Below are 19,124 nucleotides of genomic sequence, written 5' to 3'. Positions count from 1 at the left end.
AGCCGACAACCTACCGTCCCGCCGCCGGTGCGCGGCGCGGTGCCCGGCGGAACGAGAAGTGGCGGTGGCCGAAGAAGCTGGCCACCGCCACCACACCCATCACCGCGACGGTCGCGGGCGTCTCGGGCAGATGCACGACGCCGACCGCCAGCTGCACCCCGGCCATGTTCAGCAGCATCCCACCGGAATTCACCAGCACGAACCGGACGAAGTCGCGCAGCACGTGCCCGCGCACCCGGAAGACCAGCGTCCGGTGCGCGCCGAACGCGAACAGGATGCTGACGCAGTAGGCCAGCGCCACCGCCGTCGCGGGTGGCCAGTTGTCGGGCAGGATCTTCAGCCACAGCACGGTCATCACCATGCCCAGCAGCGTGTTGGCGCCGCCCACGGCGGCGAAGGCGATCTCCTGCCGCCGGATCAGGCGCAGCAGCAGTCCGGGAGCGGGCGCGTCGGTGAGCGTATCGCCGGACGTGCCACCCGGTTCCGGGCCGCCGGGCCCGCGGTCCGGCTCCGCACCGGCCGCGGAGGCCACCTGCCCGGTGGCACGATCCGCGGCCGCGGGCACCGTGCCGCCGGGCCCGGACGTTGTCGCGGCCTCGGTACCCGGATATGCCCGCGACCGAACCGGATCCGAGTCGTCCGGTGCGGAGCCGACCGGCAATTCGGACGGGTCCGGGACGGCCGAGAACGTGTCCCTGACGTCGATGCGGTCCCGATGACCGATGCCCGCGAAACCGGCACCGCCGGTCTCCGGCCGCGCGCTCCGGCCGTCCGTCGAGCGCACCGCGGCCGATCCCGGGATCGTGCCCGCCTGCCGGCGTTCCCGCGGACGGGGGTTGCTCATGAAACCGGCTCCTCCAGTGGGCGTTTCGCGGGCTCGTCCGGGCCCGCCGCGTCCCGCCGCCGCGAGCGCACGTACGCCCACTGCAGCGCGCCCACGCCGATCAGCCCCAGGATCGCAGTGCCGGAGCCGATCTTCCAGCCCGGCGGCCGCCAGGTCACCTCCAGCGCGCCGTTCTCGGTGCCGGCCGGGATGTCCACGGCGACAAAGGACTTCGCGACGGTGGTGAACGGGATCTGCCGGCCGTTCAGGCTGACCCGGTAGCCCGGCCAGCCCAGCCGCGCGAACACCACGCGCCCGCCCTCGGGCGAGGACACCCGCAGCTTGCTGGAGGTCTCCGACTCCGACGTCGAGGTGGCGGTGACGTCGTGGGCGTCGGCGATGCGGCCGTTCACGGTGGAGACCGGGCCGCCCACGCGTTCGAGCACCCAGATGTAGCGCTCGTGCCCGGGGACGTCCACGAACGTCCAGCCCTCGGGCGGCGGCTGGTTGCCGGCGTCGGGGAACATCGCCCTCTGCAACACGATCCGATCCAGTTTCATCAGATCGGCGAGGGTGCGGCCGGTGGTCGGCTCGGGCGTGAACAGCCGCCGGTAGGCGTCCGGGCAGACGCTGGAATCCCAGCGCATGCACAGCATGTCGCCGAACCAGTAGTGCCCGTTGGGCGTATAGCCGTTGACGTAGTTCTGTTCCACGTCCTTGGCGTAGTTGCCGAAGGCCAGCGAGCCGTAGGCGCCGTCCAGGCTCCGGTCGCCCGGTTGCAGCAGGCCCCGGTCGCCGAGTTGCAGTGTGACGCCGCCGAACTCCGGGAACGCGGCCTTGGCGTCGGAGCGGTTGGCGGGCAGCTGCCAGCTCATCAGGTTCGGCTGGATGTTCTCCACCTGCGCGTAGGCGATCGGCAGCATGGCCGCGACGGTCGCCAGGGCCGCCGCCGTCGCGCCGCGGGTGCGGGCCAGCCACACCACGGCCGCGCCGAGGGCGGCCACCGCCACCGCCGACAGCACGTGCCACCACACGTTGTGCGGATCGGCGGAGAACGTGCGCACCCACAGCAGCCCGATCAGCACCGCGGCCGCGATGCCGCGCCCGCGCCAGTTCGCGGTGGTGCCGAATCGGCCGAGCAGCACGCACACCAGCACCAGCAGGCCCAGCGCCAGCATCGGCAGCACCCGGGCCGGCCAGCGCAGCGGTCCGACCGTGCCGGGCCCGGCCGCCCACATCAGGAATATCACCGCGAACAGCGCCACCGCCGTCAGCTCGCGCCAGGCCGCGCGTGCCCGGCCCCAGTCGATGAAGGCCAGCGCCGGGATCAGGAACCACGCGATATACGTCATCGGCAGCGGCTGTATGTAGCCCCACCACGAGTTCAGCGCCGGCACCGCGGACGGCAGGCTGGCGTTCAGCGACTCCGACCAGGGCACCGTGAGGAATTGATCGTTGTTTATCTGCGAGGTGCCGCGCCAGCTCACCTTGGCCGACAGCATGCTCGGCAGGTAGGTCATCAGGCCCGCCAGGCCGGCGCACGCCGCGACCGCCGTCAACCGCGCGACCGGCTGCCACTTGCGCTGGTAGACAAGCTCTCCCACGGCGACCGAGACCAGCATCAGCGCCGATTCCACGGCCGGAAAGACGTATTCGACCGAAATGCCCAGATAGAGAAAGACGAAAACCGGTACAGGGCCGCCCTTTCCCCGGGAATACCGCACCGCGGCCGCCCACGCGTGCACCATCCAGGCGGTGCCGGTCAGCGCCGTCATCCAGCTGGCCTGGTCGAAGAACAGGAACCAGCCGCTCAGCGGGAACGCGACACCGGCGACCGCGGCCCACTGCACCCTGCCGCCGTAGGCCAGGCACACCCGATACACGCCGAGCGCGGCGATGATCGCGAAGATCAGCTTCACCACGGTGGCGTAGACGGCGAGATTGTCGACCGAGGGCGCGATCAGATCGATCAGCAGCTGCGGCGGGTTGAACAGGCCCGCCTCCTCCATCGTGTAATTGCCGGTCATCCACTGTTCGGGGATCAGCACCGGGAAGGTGCCCTCGCGCAGGTACCGGCCGAGCATCACCCACAGCGGCGTGTATTGGGATTCGGTGTCGTCGGTGAAGAAATGGCGCGCATCGGCGAGCAGGACCGCGGCGTAACCGAGAATGACGCCGAACGCCGTGATCGCGCCCCACCGGTACACGATCCGGCGCGATTGCCCACCCGCGACGCGTTCGGGGGACACGGAAGGTTCTGCCGCCGCAGGGGGTTCGGCAAGCGCCGTCGACACCGCACTATCCACGAGATCCAGACCCTACAGGTCCGCGTCACGGTTGGCAGGCACCCGTAACCCGGCAATGATGTCGGAGGCCACGACGCGCCGGAGCCCACGCGCCCGCGTGTTAGAGTTCACCGCGATTCGGGCTCTGCACTGCAACGAGGAGTTCCGGCACGCACCGTCGTCCCCGAAAGTCGAACCAGCTGATGCCGATTCCGTCCGCACCCTCGCACCCCGCCGATGCCGAGGCGCCGTCGTCCAACGGCCACTCCGGCCGGGTGCACGCGGTGTCGGTCGTCGTGCCGGTGTACCGGGGCGAACAGACCGTCGCCGGGCTGGTCGCCGAGCTGAACGAGCTGACCCGGCCCACCACCACGCCCGGCGGCGCCACCTTCACCGTCGCGGAGATCGTGCTGGTGCACGACCACGGCCCGGACCGGTCCGACGTGGTGCTGAAGCAGCTGAACCAGGACTACGAGCGGGTCCGCGTGGTCTGGCTGAGCCGCAACTTCGGCCAGGACGCCGCCACCATCGCCGGCATGGCTGCCGCGCGCGGCGAGTGGATCGTCACGATGGACGAGGACGGGCAGCACGATCCGGGATATATCGGCTCGTTCATCGATACCGCGCTCGCGCAGCGTGCCGATCTGGTCTATTCCAAGCCGACCAACACCCGGCCGCACGGATTCCTGCGCAACCTCACCTCGCGCGGGGCCAAACTGGTGCTCGCCACGCTGTTCGCCTTCCCCGACTCGACCCGGTTCGAAAGCTACCGGCTGATCCGCGGCGATATCGGGCGCCGGCTCGCCGAGGTCGCCTCCAACGGCGTGTACCTGGACGTGGCGCTGACCTGGGTGGTCGGCGACGCCGCGCAGGCGCCCGTGGTGCTGCGCTCGGAGGGGCGCGAGGAATCCGGCTACAACTATCGGCGGCTGTTCTCGCTGTTCTGGAAGATGGTGCTGTGCAGCGGAACTCGCGGCCTGCGGCTGGTGAGCCTGCTGGGTGTCACGCTGGCGCTGGCGGGCCTGGTGGTCGCGGTGATCGTCGTGTCCAGGGCGATCTTCGGGGACAACGACGACCCGGAGGGCTGGGCCTCGACCATCGTCGTGCTGCTGCTGGTCTCGGGCGCGACGTTGTTCTCGCTCGGGCTGATCGCCGAATACCTGGGCGTGGCCCTGCACGTCCTGGTGGGCAAACCGCTGTATCTGACGGTACATTCGCCTACGCCGCGGCCGGGCGCCGAACCCGCGGAGCATGCCGAGATCACCGGGCATGCCGGGATCGCCGAACATCCGGCTCCGGCCCTGTCCACGACGACGGCTGTGTCCACGACGGCCCTGTCCACGACCGCAGCGATCGGGGGAAACGGCACCGGTGAGCACTGACCGCATCATCTTCAGCCGGCCCTACCGCGCCGCGCGCGAACTGGCCAATCTCGAGGCCGTGCTGTCGTCGGACCACAGCCACGGCGACGGGCCGTTCACCGCCGCCGCCACGGCCAGGCTGAAGCACATCACCGGTGCCCCGCACGCGCTGCTGACCACCTCGTGCACGCATGCGCTGGAAATGGCCGGGCTGCTGCTGGAACTCGGCCCCGACGACGAGGTGATCGTGCCGAGCTTCGCGTTCACCTCGACCGCGACGGCGATGGCGCTGCGCGGGGCCACCTGCGTCTTCGCCGATATCGACGAGCGCGGCAACCTGGACGCCGATTCGGTGGCGGCGGCGATCACCGAGCGCACCAAGGCGATCATGGTGATCCACTACGGCGGGGTGGCCGCCGAGATGGACCGGCTGCTCGCGCTGGCCGACGCGCACGGCCTGGCGCTGATCGAGGACAACGCGCACGGGCTCGGCGGCAGCTGGCGCGGCCGGCCGCTGGGCAGTATCGGCACCGTCGGCGCGCTCAGCTTCCACGACACCAAGAACGTGCACTGCGGCGAGGGCGGCGCGGTGCTGCTCACCGACGAGATCCTGATGGGGCGCGCCGAGATCATCCGGGAGAAGGGGACCGACCGGGCCCGGTTCCTGCGCGGCGCGGTCGACAAGTACTCCTGGCAGGACATCGGTTCCAGCTATCTGCCCAGCGAGCTGAACGCGGCGGTGCTGGACGCGCAGCTCGCCGACTTCGACACCATCCAGGCCGGCCGGTTCCGGGCCTGGAACGCCTACGCGGCCGCGCTGCCGGACTGGGCGCGCCGCAACGACGTGCGCCTGATGCAGGTGCCCACCGACCGCGAGCACACCGCGCACCTGTACTACCTGCGCACGCCGACCGAGCGCCACCGCGACGATCTCATCGACCACCTACGCGCCCAGGGCATCTCGGCCCCGTTCCACTACGTTCCGCTGGACTCCAGCCCGGCGGGCCTGAAACTCGGCCGCACTCCCCATCCGTGCACGCGCACCGCCGAATTCGCCGGCACGCTGGTGCGGCTGCCCCTCTGGCCGGACCTCAGCGACGCCCAGGTCGCGCGGGTCATCGACGCCGTCACCGATTTCCGGGTCTGATCCGCGTCAGGCCAGCAGGGCTGCCAGGGCGTCGGCGGTCAGCACCTCGTAGGTATCGGTGGTGCGGTCGAGGTACCAGGTGTTCTCGCCGGGCTCGAGGCGGACCGACGCCTGCACGGCGCGGGTGGACGGGCGGTAGGTGGAGCTGCGGGGGATCTCGTCGACGACGTAGATCAGGTCGGGGCGGCGATCCGGGTCCAGGACGCGCAGGCCCTCGGTGACGTCCTTCGGCTCCAGCCGGTGGCCCGGGCGGACACTGACCGCGGCGACGGCGAGAGTGCGGCCGGCCCTGTGCCTTTCGCCGTCCGCCGCCTCCGTGGACAGGGCGAAGGCCACCTCCAGGTCGACGGCCGTGAGGTCGTTGAGGGCGTCCACGACGGGCTGGGTGTACACCGGGCCGCGCGCCGTCCGGATGACCGTGTCGCGGCGGTCCATCAGCCAGTAGTCGCCGTCGGCGTCGCGGCGGAACAGATTCTCCGTCGGCATCCACGCGTCACCGGGGGCGAACACACCGCGCAGGCCGCCCTGCGAGACGTCCACCCGGTCGGCCGCCCGGCCGAGCAGCAGGCCCACCTCGTTGTCGGCGGCGCGGCGCGCGAAACCCTGTGCGTCGGTGCTGATCTCGCCGGTCTCGGAATCGTAGGACACCAGCTCGACCCGGGCGGTGCCCGGCACCGGCCGTCCCTTGCTGCCCACCTTGGCGCCCGCCACATTCGCCAGCACCACGTCGCCCTCGATGGACGCGTAGAACTCCAGAACCCGTGCGGGAGCGAACTTCTCGGTGGTCCGCCGCCACAGCCCGGCCGGCATGCCGGAGCCGATGAACAGCCGGATCGGATGCGGGTGCCCGTGCGGGAAGGTGTCGGCGTCGAGGATGTCGCGCATCATCGTCCAGGTGTAGGTGACGACGGTGACCCCGTAGCGGTGCACCTCCTCGGTGAATCGCGCCGGATCCAGCGACCGGGCCAGCGCGATCCGGCTGCCGCCGGCGACCGCGCCGCCCAGGCTCACCAGCAGGCCCGACGAATGATGCAGGGGCGCCAGGCAATACACCGTGTCCTGGCGGCCCAGGTCGGCGGAGCCGGCCGTGCCGAACGCCGACACCGACCAGCGGTGGTTGGTGATGTACTTGATGTCCAGCTTGTCGCCGGTGCCCGTCACGAGCACGAACGCCAGCTCCCGCGCCAGGCCCGGATCCGGGCGGAACCAGCCCGGCAGCACCACCCGCGACGGATCGATCTGCTCGAGATCGATCACCTCGGATCCGAGCGGCACGTCCAGCCCGCGCGCATCGCCGCCGCCCAGCACCAGGATCCGCGTTCCGGTCGCCGCCGCGTCACGCAGGTTCTCCGGATCGGAGACGATCGTCGTGATGCCGGTCAGCTCGACCGCGCGGCGCAATTCGCTGCCCGGGGCCAGCAACACCGCCACCGCGCCCAGCCGCGACAGCGCGGCGACCGCGGCCAAGGCGCTCGGCCTGGTCTCCATCAGCACGCCGACCCGGGCGGCCGGCCGCACCCCGGCCGAGATCAGCCCGCGCACCACGTTGTCGATGCGCACGTTCACCGCGGCGTTGGTGTGCACGCGGTCGTCGAACAGGAAGCATTCCCGCAGCGGCGCCCGGCGCGCCTGTTCGGCGAGCAGGCGGCCCAGCGAGATCCGGGTGTGCGGCTGGATCATGCCCAGCCGGGTCAGGCGCGGCAGCGTCCGCACCGCCTCCCCCGTCAGTTCCATCGAGCCGCGCAGCGTGCTGCTCGCGATGCTGCCCAGCGCCGCGCCGAGCCCGGCGCCCGCCTCGGCGAGGGAGGCTGCGGTGTGCACGACCCTGGTCGCCACCGTGCGCGGGCGGTTGGCGGCACCCTGTTCGCGCATCGGGGTGATCCGGTCGGGCAGCGCACCGCCGCCGGCGAACCAGTGCACCCAGTCCCGCACGAGCGGCCAGGTCTGCTGGGTCGCCACCGAACCGGCCACCAGTCCGAAATGCCCGGCCACCACGGTGGCCTCGTACACCTCCGCGTTCGGGGCGGCCCGCACGATGCCGCGCACCGCGGCCGGCTGGCCGATGTCGTCCACCTCGCCCACGAAGGCCAGGATCGGGCACCTCAGCTCGGCCAGGGACACCGGATGATCGCGAATCACGAACCCGCCCAGCATCATCCGGTTGTGCGCCACGAACTGCTTGAGCAGATCGGCGGCCGCCGGACCGGCGTAGCCGACCCAGCCGTCGCGCTCCAGGAATCGGCGCTGGCGCTCCCGCGGCAGCAGCGCCTCCCGGTCGTGCAGCTGGCGCAGGAAGTCGACGCGGGCCTTGGCGGTCTTGACCGGATCGAGCAGCTGGAAGCCGACCCGCACCATCGAGTCGGTGATCGGCAGCCGGTTCAGCACGTGGTCGGCGACGAAATCGGCGAGGTCGGACACCAGGTCGTGCGGCAGGCCGAACGGCAGCCCGGCCACGATGTCGACGGGGCTGCCGAAGGTGACGATGCTGTCGATGCCCTTGCCGTAGCGATAGGCGGCGGTCTGGTAGGCGAACATGCCGCCCTGCGAATAGCCCATCAGGTGCACGCCGCGGCCGGTCAGCTCGGTGATCGTGTCCAGGGCGCTGTCCAGGGCCAGCACATGGTCGGCGAGATCGCGCTGCCAGCCGCCCTCCTCGCTCGCCGGTGAGCCGAAATCGATGACCCAGCAATCTATTCCGGCGCGGTGCAGAATGCCCACCGCGCCACCGTCGGCATTGACGTCGTAGATGTCGGCATTCACCATCAGGGGCGGCACCAGCAGCACCACCGGCCGGGCCTCCCGGAACTCCCCCTCGCCGGGGCCGTGTGGTCCGCCGGAAACATCGGGCTCACCACCCGGTTCGGGCGCGGGGGTGACCTCGTCGGGGAAGTACTCGTCGGGGAAGTAATGGCGCAGCCGATACATTCGCTTACGCTCGGTGACCTCGTACGGCGACGCCTCTTCGTCCTGTGTCAGCCCACCGAAACGGATCACCTCGAGCCCGTTCTGCGCGGTCGCCATCAACCGCTGCACCGGCTCCGTGACGAACCTCGTATCGAACTTCACGGTCACTCCCAGCCCTCGCCCTCGATGTGACGTACATCACGGACTCCTGCCTGTCCGGATGAGCTTGCCACATCATCAGCCTACTTCGCGGCGGCCGAGCCGGGCCGATCGGTAACGGAAGGTGCGCCATGGCGTTGCCGGAGCGGTGCTCGAATCCCCGACTCGCCCGGGCCATGAAACACGCGCAGGGCGTTCGTTGCCGAGGCGTCGTGGGTTGCTCTCGCGGACAGGAGATTCCAAATCGTTACGGCGCAAGGATTTTTGAGATCCGTTCGGTTCATTGGGTGGCGCGGCGGCGCCACCCGCATTTACTATGAGTGTGCTGTAACGCACTGTCGCGCATACCAATTCATCCGAGTCTCACGTTGACGCAGGCTGCTCCCGCCTGCCGTACAACCCTGCCTGAACCACCAGCGCCATCGCGGTGGACAAGAACGAGGTGAGGACCACAGCATGACCATCGAACTCCCGGCTCAGGCCGAGAACCACGCACAGAAGAGCCTGTCCACCACCGCCGCCCACAAACTCGCCCACACCACCAAATCCGAACCGCAGATGCAGGGCATCAGCTCCCGGTGGCTGACCCGCGCGCTGCCGTGGGTGCAGGTGCACGGCGGTATCTATCGCGTCAACCGGCGCCTGACACACACCGTCGGCAACGGCGAGGTCGAATTCACCGTCGACGGCGGGCAGGCCCGGATCATCCCGACCGAACTGCGGGAACTCCCGCCGCTGCGCACCTTCGAGGACGAGGAGGTACTCGGCGCGCTGGCGCAGCAGTTCGAGCAGCGCGAACTCGAGCCGGGCACCGTCGTCACCGAGTTCGGCAACCCGGTGGATCAGCTGCTGCTGATCGTGCACGGCAAGCTGAGCAAGATCGGCACCGGCGAATACGGCGAGACCACCCGGCTCGGAATACTGTCCGGCGGATCGTATTTCGGCGAGGACATCCTCACCGACCGCGACGCCATCTGGCCGGTCACGCTCACCACGATCACCAGCACCACGCTGCTGGCCCTGCCCCGGGCCGCCCTCGAGCGCGCCCTCGACGACATCCCCGCACTGCGCGAACAGCTGGCGCGCTTCGCCGACGCCTCCTCGCGGCCGCAGAACAAGCACGGCGAGGCGAATATCGAGATCTCCTCCGGGCACGCGGGCGAACCGCTGCTCGACGGCACCTTCGTCGATTACGACATCAGCCCGCGCGAGTACGAACTCGGCCTGGCGCAGACCGTGCTGCGCGTGCACACCCGCGTCGCGGACCTGTTCAACGAGCCGCACAACCAGATCGAGCAGCAGCTGCGCCTGACCATCGAGGCCCTCTACGAGCGCCGCGAGAACGACCTGGTGAACAACCCCGAGTTCGGGCTGCTGCGCAACTGCGATCCGAAGCAGCGCATCTCCACCGAATCGGGCCCGCCGACGCCCGACGACATGGACGAGCTGCTGAGCATGCGGCGCAGCACGAAACTGTTTCTGGCACACCCCAAAGCGATCGCCGCCTTCGGTCGCGAATGCACCAGGCTCGGCATCTACCCCGACCCGGTGGACGTCGACGGCCACCGCGTCCCGGGATGGCGCGGGGTACCGATCTTCCCGTGCGGCAAGCTCCCGGTCAGCGGCACCCAGACCACCTCGATCCTGGCCATGCGCACGGGCGAGAAGGACCAGGGCGTCGTCGGCCTGCACCAGACCGGCATCCCCGACGAGTACGAACCCGGCCTGAACGTGCGGTTCAAGGGCATCGACGACCAGTCGATCATCTCCTACCTGGTCAGCTGCTACTACTCGGCGGCGGTGCTGGTCCCCGACGCGCTGGGCATTCTCGACGACGTCTCGGTCGCCCGGCAGAGCGATTGACGGGGGAGCAGCCATGTCGGTGCTGTCGCGCGCGGCGGCACCGCCGGCCACCGATGAGGTGGCCGGCGTCGTCGCCGCGCTTCTGACCAACCTCGACCACGCTCCCCCGGCTCGGCTGCCGACGGCGGACGAACCGTCGGCACCGGATATCCCCGATACCTCCGAAACACCGGCGCCCGAACCGGTTTCGGCGCCGTTGGGCGATATGACCGGGGCCGCCGTCCCGTTCCGCCTGCTGGGCCCGCGCGGCCTCGGCGCGCCCTTCGTGCCGAGACCGCCCGCACCGGACGACGACCCACCCGATGGTGCCGCCGCGCATGGGGGCGGCGGCACCGGACAGGCCGGCCCCGTTATTGCGCAGGCCGATGCATTACCTGTCGTACCGGACCCGGGGCCGGAGGGCACGGACGAACCCTCGGATCTGCCGGGAATCCGGCGATTTCCGCAGGGTCCCACCGGTTTCGGTACGACATCGCTCCGGCCGACCCTGTCCCGAACCACGGTGTCCCGGACCGACAGCGACGGCGACGGACAGGGCCGACCGGCCTCCCGGCGCGATATCCCGGCGCTGTACTGTCCGCCGCCGGTGCGCGACGACCCCCTCCTCGCCGAGGCGGTGAACGAGGGAATCACCCTGTGGGCCCAGTCGATCGGGCTGTACGAGGGCAGGCTCGACGAGCTGCGCAAGGCCGACTTCGGGCGGCTGATCATGCTGGCACACCCCGACTGCGACGACCCGGACCGGCTGCTGGCCGCGGCCAAGTGCGCGGTCTCGGAGTGGTCGGTGGACGACTACTACTGTGAGGAGGACGCCGACGACCGCGCACCCGACGGCACCCCGTCCAGCGCCGAGGCGGAGCTGGGGCCGCGGCTCGAATTGGCCGCCGCCGCCATCGATCCCGTCCATCTCCCGGCCGCATATCAGGCACAGCTCGAATGCGCCCTGGAGGCGGACCCGATCCTGCGCGCCTTCCGCACCTCGTTCGAGCATCTGTCGCACTACGCCACGCCGGCCCAGCTGGCGCGGCTGCGCACCGAGATCGCCGGCTGGTTCATCGCGCTCGGCGCGGAGGCCGGGTGGCGTACGGCCGGGCGGATGCCGCCGGTGTGGGAGTACCTGACCAATCGCCAGCCGCACAGCTTCCTGCCGTGCATGGCCCCGATCGACGCGGTCGGCGGCTACGAGCTGTCCGCGCCGGAGTACACCGACCCGCGGGTGCGCCGCGTGGTCACCACCGCTGCCCTGGCCGCGCAGATGGTCAACGACCTGTACTCGATGGCTCGCGAAGACCTCTCCGGCGGAAGGGAATTCAACCTGCCGACGGTGCTGGCCGCCGAGGAGGACTGCCCGCGGCGGGAGGCGGTCCGCCGCACGGCGGAGATCCACGACGAACTGATGCACCGTTTCGAACGGGAGGCGGCCCCGCTCGCGGCCGCCGGCTCCCCCGAACTGCGGCGCTTCCTGGGCGGCCTGTGGGCCTGGCAGGGCGGTAACCGCGCCTGGCATGCCGACAGCCGCCGCTATCACGACAAAGGCTGACGCTCAGCGCATTTCGATACCTCATCCCCCACGAGATCCCCACCACGAGATCCCCACCACGACCGGGTTCCACCGAAGTTCGAGAGGATGATCCGCGATGACGATGCTCGACCGCGAGACCGATGGAGTCCTGCGCACCAACTACCAACGCTCGGTCGCCGAGTACTGGAACAACAACCCCAACGACGACCGGGTCAACACCAAACTCGGCGAGGTGGACGGTCTCTACCATCACCACTACGGGATCGGCGAGCCCGACTGGTCGGTGCTCGAGGGCCCGGCCGAGACCCGGCAGGACCGGATCGTGCGCGACCTGCACCGCCTCGAAACCGCGCAGGCCGACCTGCTGCTCGACCACCTCGGCGATATCCGCCCCGGCGACGGGCTGCTCGACGCCGGCTGCGGCCGCGGCGGCACCAGCATCATGGCCAACCAGCGGTTCGGCTGCCGGGTGGACGGCGTGACGATCTCGCAGTACCAGGCCGGGTTCGCCAACGACCAGGCCCGCGAACGCGGCGTCACCGACTCGGTGCGCTTCCATTTCCGCAACATGCTCGACACCGGCTTCGACGCGGGCAGCATGCGCGGCCTCTGGACCAACGAGACGACCATGTACGTCGAACTGCAGGATCTGTTCGCCGAATTCGCGCGGGTGCTGGAACCGGGCGGGCGCTACGTCTGCATCACCGGCTGCTCCAACGACGTCACCGGGGGCCGCTCGGCCGCGGTGAGCTGGATCGACGCCCACTACGGCTGCATGATCCATCCGCGCGGCGAATATTTCCGCGCGCTCGCCGCGAACGGGCTGGTCCCGATCTCCGTCACCGATCTGACCGCGGCCACCATCCCGTACTGGGAGTTGCGCACCCACTCCGAACTCGCCACCGGCGTGGAGAAGCCGTTCCTGAGCGCCTATCGAGAGGGGAGTTTCCAGTACCTGCTGATCGCAGCCGATAAGGTAGGCCGGTGACCCGCGCAACTGTGACCGATCGCGAGGCTCTACCCGTCGAACTGGTGGACGAGCACGGCCAGGCCATCGGGGCATGCCCGGTGGCTCAGGCCCACGCCGCTCCCGGCCGCCTGCACCGGGCGTTCTCGGTGCTGCTGTTCGATGCCGACGGGCGGGTGCTGGTGCAGCAGCGCGCCGGGGTGAAGACCCGGTTCCCGCTGCTGTGGACCAACACCTGCTGCGGGCACCCGGCACCGGGCACCAAGATCGCGGCCGCGGCCGCCGACCGGCTCGTCGAGGAGCTCGGGGTGCACACCGAGCTGACCGAGGTGGGCACGTTCACCTATCGTGCCGCCGATCCCGGCACCGGCCGGGTCGAGCACGAGTGGGATCACGTTCTGGTCGGCCGGTTCGACGGCCGGCCGCCTCGCCCGGATCCGGCCGAGATCGCCGACCACGCCTGGGTGTGGCCGGCGGATCTGGCCGAGGCGCTGGCGGCCGATCCGAGCCGGTACACGCCGTGGCTGTCCGGGGTGCTCACGGTCATCGGCGACAACGAGCAGGACGGGTAGGCCGCCACCGGCCGGTGCGCGAGAGCACCGGCCGGTGCGCGAAAACGCTGGTCAGTGCGCGAAGGAGATGTCGTCCGGCGGGGCGAACAGCCCGGTGTCGGTGGGCAGCGTCGCCAGCGCCGACTCGAGCCGGACGTGATGCTGCTGGGCCAGTGCGGTCAACCGCTGCACGTCGGCGGCCAGGAAGGCGTCCAGCATGAGGGCGTGGTCCGTGTGCAGCCGCACCCGGTCGGTGCGGGACACGTGCACCATGGACTGCACGGGTTCGGTGACGTTCCAGGCGGATTCGAGCAGGTGCAGCAGCCGGAACATGCGCGAGGGCCGGGTGAGCGCGAGGTGGAACCGGCGCGAGCGGCGGTGGTAGGCGACGGGATCGTCGTCGCGGATGGCCTGTTCCAGCGCCGCGTGGGTCTCCACCAGAAGGGCCCGGTCCGAGGGGGTGGCGCAGCATACGGCCGCGGCCAGCGACGCCTCCTCCAGTGCCTGCCGCACGAGGTACATCTCGCGCAGCTCGGTCGCGGTCAACCGCGCCACGGTGTAACCGGAGTGCTGCTCGTGGGCAACCAGGCCCTCGCCGAGCAGGATCTTCAACGCCTCGCGCACCGGAATGTGGCTGACGTCGAACAGCTCCGCCACCTCCCGGACCGGAATCGCAGTCCCCGGCGGCACCGCGCCGTCGAGGATCACCCGGCGCAGTTCGCCGAGGATGATCTGCGGCCGGCCGGGCTCGTCGACCACCAGCTTCGCGAGCAGAGCGGAGTGTCGTCGTGGGGCCATGTAGCGACGCTAGGCGACCGATGTGTGCGGCAGCGGTCGCCGGTGTGACGATCGCGAAAACCGATCTCGGCCGCGCTCGGTCGACACCGCTCCGCCGACCTGGCACGTTCCCGATCGCCGGGCGGCCCGTCTGGCAGCATGACCGCCATGGATCCGATCGGGCTCGGCCGCATCGAGGCGGCCGCGACGCTGCTGGAACCGGTCGTGCGGCGCACGCCGCTGCTGGCGTCGCGGGTGCTGTCCGAGCGCACCGGATGCGAGGTGTGGCTGAAATGCGAGAACCTGCAACGCACCGGATCGTTCAAGCCGCGTGGAGCCTACAACCGGATCGCCCACCTGCGCGAGCCCGACCGGCGGCACGGCGTCGTCGCGGCGAGCGCGGGCAATCACGCCCAGGGCGTCGCCTGGTCCGCGACGACGCTGGGGATCGAGTCGACGGTGTTCATGCCGGTGGGTGCGTCGCTGCCGAAGCTCATGGCCACCAGGGCCTACGGCGCCACCGTGCATCAGGAGGGCGACAACGTCGACCGATCCCTCACCGCCGCACTGGATTTCGCCGAGCGGACCGGCGCGACGCCGATCCATCCGTTCGACCATCCCGACATCGTGGCCGGGCAGGCGACGGTGGCCCTGGAAATCCTCGAGCAGCTGCCGGAGGTGGGCACGGTGATCGTGCCCACAGGCGGCGGCGGGCTGCTCGCCGGCGTCACCGTCGCGCTGCACCACCTGGCGCCGCGGGTGCGGGTGGTCGGCGTGCAGGCCGCGCGGGCCGCCGCCTGGCCGGATTCGCTGGCGGCGGGCAAACCCGTTGCGCTGGAACACATGTCGACGATGGCCGACGGTATCGCGGTCGGGCTGCCCGGCGAGGTGCCGTTCGCCCAGGTGGCCGCGCACGGCCCGGCCGTGGTGACGGTCGGCGAGGACGCGCTGTCGAGCGCGCTGCTGTTGTGCATGGAACGGGCCAAGCTGATCGTCGAACCCGCCGGCGCGGCGGCGGTCGCGGCGCTGATGAGCCGCGCCGGCGAACTCGGCCTGCGGGGACCGGTGTGCGCGATCCTGTCCGGCGGCAATGTCGACCCGTTGCTGCTGACCCGGCTGATCGGCCACGGGCTCGGCGCCGCCGGCCGCTATCTCGCCGTGCGCGTGACGATCTCGGACCGGCCCGGCAGCCTGGGCACGCTGCTGGACATCGTCGGGGCGAGCGCTGCGAGCGTGCTGGACGTCGTGCACGCCCGCACCGGCGCACGGCTGGCCGTCGACGAGGTCGAGGTCCTGCTCACTCTCGAGACCCGCGGCCCCACCCACCGCGGCGACGTGCTGGAGGCCCTGGGCGACGCGGGATACGCGGTGCGCGTACAGGATTGAGCCGCACACCGTACGACCGGTGCTCAGCACTTGCTCCTGTAGAAGTACTTCGCGTTCGCGTCCATATCGGCCCGGGTGAGGGCGATCATGTCGGTCCGGATGTTCCGGGTCACCGGCTTGCCGTCGATCGCGGCGGCGGCCTGGTCGACGCCCTGCGCGCCGATATCGGCGGGATTCTGGGCGATCAGCGCCTGCACCGTGCCGACCCGCAGGTCCTCGACCTGTTTCGGGCTGGCGTCGAAGCCGACCAGCTTCACCTGGCCGAGCTTGCCGGCGTTGCGCAGGCCGGTGGCCGCGCCCTCGGCCGAGCTCAGGTTGGTGGCGAAGATGCCGACCAGATCCGGATGTGCGGCCAGCGTGGCGGTGACGATCGAGGCGGCCTGGGCGGCCTCGTTGTTGTTGTACTGCACACCCAGTGACGCCAGCCCCGGCTGGTTCTTCAGCTCGTCCTCGAAGCCCTGCGCCCGCAGATCGGTGGTCGAGGTGCCGGCCTTGGTGTTGATCGTGAGCACGGATCCGTTGCCGCCCACCAGTTTCGACAGCGTCTGCGCCGCCAGCCGACCGCCCTTGCGGTTGTCCGAGGAGATCGAGGACACCGCGACCGAGGTGTCGTCGAGCGCGGTATCCACCTCGACCACCTCGATGCCGGAGTCCCTGGCCTGTTTGATCGGGCTGGCCATCGCGGTCGCGTGGGTCGGCGTCACGAGGATGGCGCCGGGCTTGTTCGCGATGACACCGGTGACGATCGGGGTCTGCTGCGACGCGTCGAACTGGGTGGGCGCCTGGGTGTCCAGCCGGAACCCGAGCTTGTTCGCCTCCTCCTGCGCGCCGCACTGCATCGAGATGTAGAACGGCTCGTTGGCCACACCGGGGATGAGCACGAGCCTGCGGGCGTCGGTCGAACCCGAATCGCCCACCGTGCCACCACATCCGGTCAGCATCGCCGCGGCCGTCACCGCGGCGCCGATCATTCCGGCGGTCCGTCTTCCGGTCCTCATCGCCGCCCTCACCTTCGAGATAGGTTGTGTCACTTCCGGTCCCGCAAGCTACCGCCTTCGGTCCCGACGCGAGCGCCGGCGGATCTGGTCGAACCACACGGCGGCCACGAGCACTACGCTCACCGCGACCGGCTGCCAGAACACCGGCACGTCCGCGATCACGAAGCCCTTGCGCAGCACCGACGGGATGAACACCCCGATCACGGTGCCCAGCACCGATCCCACCCCGCCGAACAGGCTGGTCCCGCCGATCACGACGCCCGCGATGGCATCCAGATTGTCCGTGGCGTGCCCGGCGATGGTGGTGGTGCCGAAATAGGCGAGATTCATGAAACCGGCCAGCCCGGAGAGGGTTCCGGCCATCAGGTACACCAGGATCAGATGCCGGGTGACGCCGATGCCGGCCCGCCGGGCGGCCTCGGTATCGGAGCCGATCGCATAGGTGTAGCGGCCGAAGCGGGTGGTGTGCAGCAGCCAGGCGCCCGCCAGCGTGACGACCGCGGCGACCAGCACCAGATCGGGGACACCGCCCAGCACCGTGCCGAAACCCAGTGAGTTGCGCAGCTTGTCGGGCACCGTGCGGGTGTCCACGCCGCCGGTGATCAGCTGGGCGGCGCCGAGCGCCGCGCCGAACGAGCCCAGCGTGACGATCAGCGGCGGAATCTTGGCCTTGGCCACCAGGAATCCGTTCACCAGACCCCAGCACGCCCCGCCGGCCAGCGAGGCGAGCAGCCCGGCCGTCACGATGCCCCAGTCGGCCCCGGTGGCGTCCTGGCCCGGACTGAGCCACTCCATCGTCTTGGCGCCGATCACGCCGGAGAAGATCAGCACCATGCCGACCGACAGATCGATGCCGGCGCTGACGATGACGAAGGTCATCCCGATCGACAGCACCAGCAGCACGGAGGTCTCGATGAGCAGCGTCTGCAGCGTGAACCGGGTCGGGAACGCGTCCGGGCGCACGACGCTGAACGCGGCGTAGAGCACGATCAGCACCAGCCCGATCCACAGCGTGCTGGTGCCCAGGAGCCGTTGCCACACAGTGGGTTCCGGGAGCCCCGCGGTCTCGGCCTCCGGCGCCGCTGCCGTCGTATCGGTGTCGCTCATGCGGCATCCTCCTGGGTCAGGGCGCCCGTCATGGCGCCCACCAGCTGTTCGAGGGTGGCGTCGGATCCGAAGCGCGCCACCCGTTTTCCCAGCCGCAGCACCTCGATCCGGTCCGCGACCGACAGCACCTCGGGCATGTTGTGGCTGATCAGCACGACCGCGATGCCCTGATCGCGCACGCGGCCGATCACCTCCAGCACCCGCTCGCGCTGCACCACGCCCAGGGCGGCGGTCGGCTCGTCCAGGAACACGACCCGGCGCGCCCACAACACCGCGCGAGCCACCGCGACGGTCTGCCGCTGGCCGCCCGACAGCGACCCGATCGGCACGTCCGCCCGCGGCAGCGTCACCCCGAGCCGCCGGAAGTGTTCGGCCGCTTCGGTTCTCATGGCCTTGCGGTCCAGCATGCCCAGGCGCCCGAGCACCCCGCGCCGGAACAGCTCCCGGCCGAGGTAGAGATTCGACGCCGGATCGAGGTCCGGTGCGACGGCCAGATCCTGATACACCGTCTCCACGCCCAGCCGGCGCGCGGCGGTCGGCGACGCCATCCGCACCGGCTCGCCGTCGAGCACGATCTGTCCCCCGTCGGGTTGCTCGGCGCCCGACAGGCATTTCACCAGTGTCGATTTGCCGGCACCGTTATCGCCGATGAGCGCGGTGACCTCGCCGGCCCGGACCTGAAAGTTGGCTACCCGCAGCGCTTCCACGCCGCCGTATCGCTTGGTCAGTCCCTCGGCTTCCAGAACCACGGCAGACATCAGCGATCACCCCGGCAATTTCGACGGCGCGGACATCCGTCCACCCGGCCGATGTTAACGCTCACGCGAGGCGTCGGGAGGAGAATCGGGAAGATCAGGCGCGAACCGCTGCCGCCTCCGGAGACGATCCCGCGCCGGTGGATGTCAGTGCGCGGCGCCGAGTTCCAGCGCGAGCACGCCGACGATGACCAGCACGATGCCGCCCATCTGGACCGCCGTGAGGCTCTCGTCCAGGAACAGCGCGCCGATCGTCGCCACGGCCGCGACACCGATCGCCGACCACACCCCGTAGGCGACGCCGATCGACATGCCGCGCTTCAACGTCTGCGACAGGAAGAAGAACGCTCCCCCATACCCGGCCACCACGATGATCGACGGCACCAGCTTGGTGAATCCCTCGGACAGCTTCAGCGACACGGTCGCCGTCACCTCGGACGCGATGGCCAGGACAAGCAGCAGGAACGTCATGGCCGCAGGATATCGGCCGGGCGTCCGGGCCACCGACACCGCGGCCGC

General features: G+C 70.4%; 15 protein-coding genes. 7 read left to right on the top strand and 8 right to left on the bottom strand.

The genetic code is table 11. The annotated features are described in order from the left end of the window. Window positions 1-10: 10 nt before the first annotated feature. Both D892_RS45605 and D892_RS0125560 read right to left on the bottom strand, forming a co-directional pair. Window positions 11-844, bottom strand: coding sequence for a GtrA family protein (locus tag D892_RS45605; protein ID WP_024803960.1), 834 nt, complete (start codon window positions 842-844; stop codon window positions 11-13). Beyond that, window positions 841-3,072, bottom strand: coding sequence for a hypothetical protein (locus tag D892_RS0125560; protein ID WP_051499169.1), 2,232 nt, complete (start codon window positions 3,070-3,072; stop codon window positions 841-843). The genes D892_RS45605 and D892_RS0125560 overlap by 4 nt, the downstream gene beginning before the upstream one ends. A 311-nt stretch (window positions 3,073-3,383) precedes the next feature. Between D892_RS0125560 and D892_RS0125555 the strand changes: the two genes are divergently transcribed. Together D892_RS0125555 and rffA are read left to right on the top strand one after the other, a co-directional pair. Further along, window positions 3,384-4,490, top strand: coding sequence for a glycosyltransferase (locus D892_RS0125555; protein WP_024803958.1), 1,107 nt, complete (start codon window positions 3,384-3,386; stop codon window positions 4,488-4,490). Next, window positions 4,480-5,616, top strand: coding sequence for a dTDP-4-amino-4,6-dideoxygalactose transaminase (gene rffA, locus D892_RS0125550; protein WP_024803957.1), 1,137 nt, complete (start codon window positions 4,480-4,482; stop codon window positions 5,614-5,616). The genes D892_RS0125555 and rffA overlap by 11 nt, the downstream gene beginning before the upstream one ends. 6 nt (window positions 5,617-5,622) lie before the next feature. Here the strand turns inward: rffA and D892_RS0125545 are convergent, their stop codons facing one another. After that, the gene (locus tag D892_RS0125545; RefSeq protein WP_051499887.1) at window positions 5,623-8,637 is read right to left on the bottom strand and encodes an AMP-binding protein; all 3,015 of its coding nucleotides are present in this window, start codon (window positions 8,635-8,637) and stop codon (window positions 5,623-5,625) included. Window positions 8,638-9,135: 498 nt separating this feature from the next. Here D892_RS0125545 and D892_RS0125535 point away from each other — a divergent pair, with 498 nt between their 5' ends. The 4 genes from D892_RS0125535 to idi all read left to right on the top strand — a co-directional run bounded on the left by D892_RS0125535 (window position 9,136) and on the right by idi (window position 13,603). After that, on the top strand, window positions 9,136-10,542 hold the full coding sequence (locus D892_RS0125535) for a family 2B encapsulin nanocompartment shell protein (RefSeq protein ID WP_024803955.1): 1,407 nt from the start codon (window positions 9,136-9,138) through the stop codon (window positions 10,540-10,542). A gap of 13 nt (window positions 10,543-10,555) precedes the next feature. Next, window positions 10,556-12,082 (top strand): family 2 encapsulin nanocompartment cargo protein terpene cyclase, encoded by a 1,527-nt coding sequence (locus D892_RS0125530; protein WP_024803954.1) that lies wholly within the window; start codon window positions 10,556-10,558, stop codon window positions 12,080-12,082. 97 nt (window positions 12,083-12,179) lie between these two features. Then, window positions 12,180-13,052, top strand: a complete 873-nt coding sequence (locus D892_RS0125525; RefSeq protein ID WP_024803953.1) for a geranyl diphosphate 2-C-methyltransferase — start codon at window positions 12,180-12,182, stop codon at window positions 13,050-13,052. Next, complete coding sequence (idi, locus tag D892_RS0125520; RefSeq protein ID WP_051499168.1) at window positions 13,049-13,603, top strand: isopentenyl-diphosphate Delta-isomerase; 555 nt, start codon at window positions 13,049-13,051, stop codon at window positions 13,601-13,603. The genes D892_RS0125525 and idi overlap by 4 nt, the downstream gene beginning before the upstream one ends. 51 nt (window positions 13,604-13,654) lie before the next feature. Here idi and D892_RS0125515 read toward each other — a convergent pair whose 3' ends face one another. Beyond that, window positions 13,655-14,380 carry a GntR family transcriptional regulator gene (locus D892_RS0125515; RefSeq protein WP_024803951.1) on the bottom strand — a complete coding sequence of 242 codons (726 nt, stop codon included), beginning with the start codon at window positions 14,378-14,380 and terminating at the stop codon, window positions 13,655-13,657. Between the two features lie 138 nt (window positions 14,381-14,518). Here D892_RS0125515 and ilvA point away from each other — a divergent pair, with 138 nt between their 5' ends. Then, on the top strand, window positions 14,519-15,745 hold the full coding sequence (gene ilvA / locus D892_RS0125510) for a threonine ammonia-lyase (protein ID WP_024803950.1): 1,227 nt from the start codon (window positions 14,519-14,521) through the stop codon (window positions 15,743-15,745). A gap of 23 nt (window positions 15,746-15,768) precedes the next feature. Here ilvA and D892_RS0125505 read toward each other — a convergent pair whose 3' ends face one another. From D892_RS0125505 to D892_RS0125490, 4 genes are all read right to left on the bottom strand, one after another. Next, window positions 15,769-16,743, bottom strand: coding sequence for an ABC transporter substrate-binding protein (locus D892_RS0125505; RefSeq protein WP_024803949.1), 975 nt, complete (start codon window positions 16,741-16,743; stop codon window positions 15,769-15,771). Window positions 16,744-16,791: 48 nt separating this feature from the next. Further along, entirely contained in the window at window positions 16,792-17,850 is a 1,059-nt protein-coding gene (locus tag D892_RS0125500; protein ID WP_024803948.1) for an ABC transporter permease, read from the bottom strand. Continuing rightward, the gene (locus D892_RS0125495; protein WP_024803947.1) at window positions 17,847-18,608 is read right to left on the bottom strand and encodes an ATP-binding cassette domain-containing protein; all 762 of its coding nucleotides are present in this window, start codon (window positions 18,606-18,608) and stop codon (window positions 17,847-17,849) included. The genes D892_RS0125500 and D892_RS0125495 overlap by 4 nt, the downstream gene beginning before the upstream one ends. A gap of 144 nt (window positions 18,609-18,752) precedes the next feature. After that, a complete protein-coding gene (locus D892_RS0125490) occupies window positions 18,753-19,076 on the bottom strand; it encodes a multidrug efflux SMR transporter (protein WP_024803946.1) in 324 nt (107 codons plus the stop codon). Window positions 19,077-19,124 lie beyond the last annotated feature (48 nt).

Origin of the sequence: Nocardia sp. BMG51109 (assembly GCF_000526215.1) — a bacterium.
Lineage (GTDB): Bacteria > Actinomycetota > Actinomycetes > Mycobacteriales > Mycobacteriaceae > Nocardia.
This window is presented reverse-complemented; position numbering and strand designations above follow the sequence as displayed.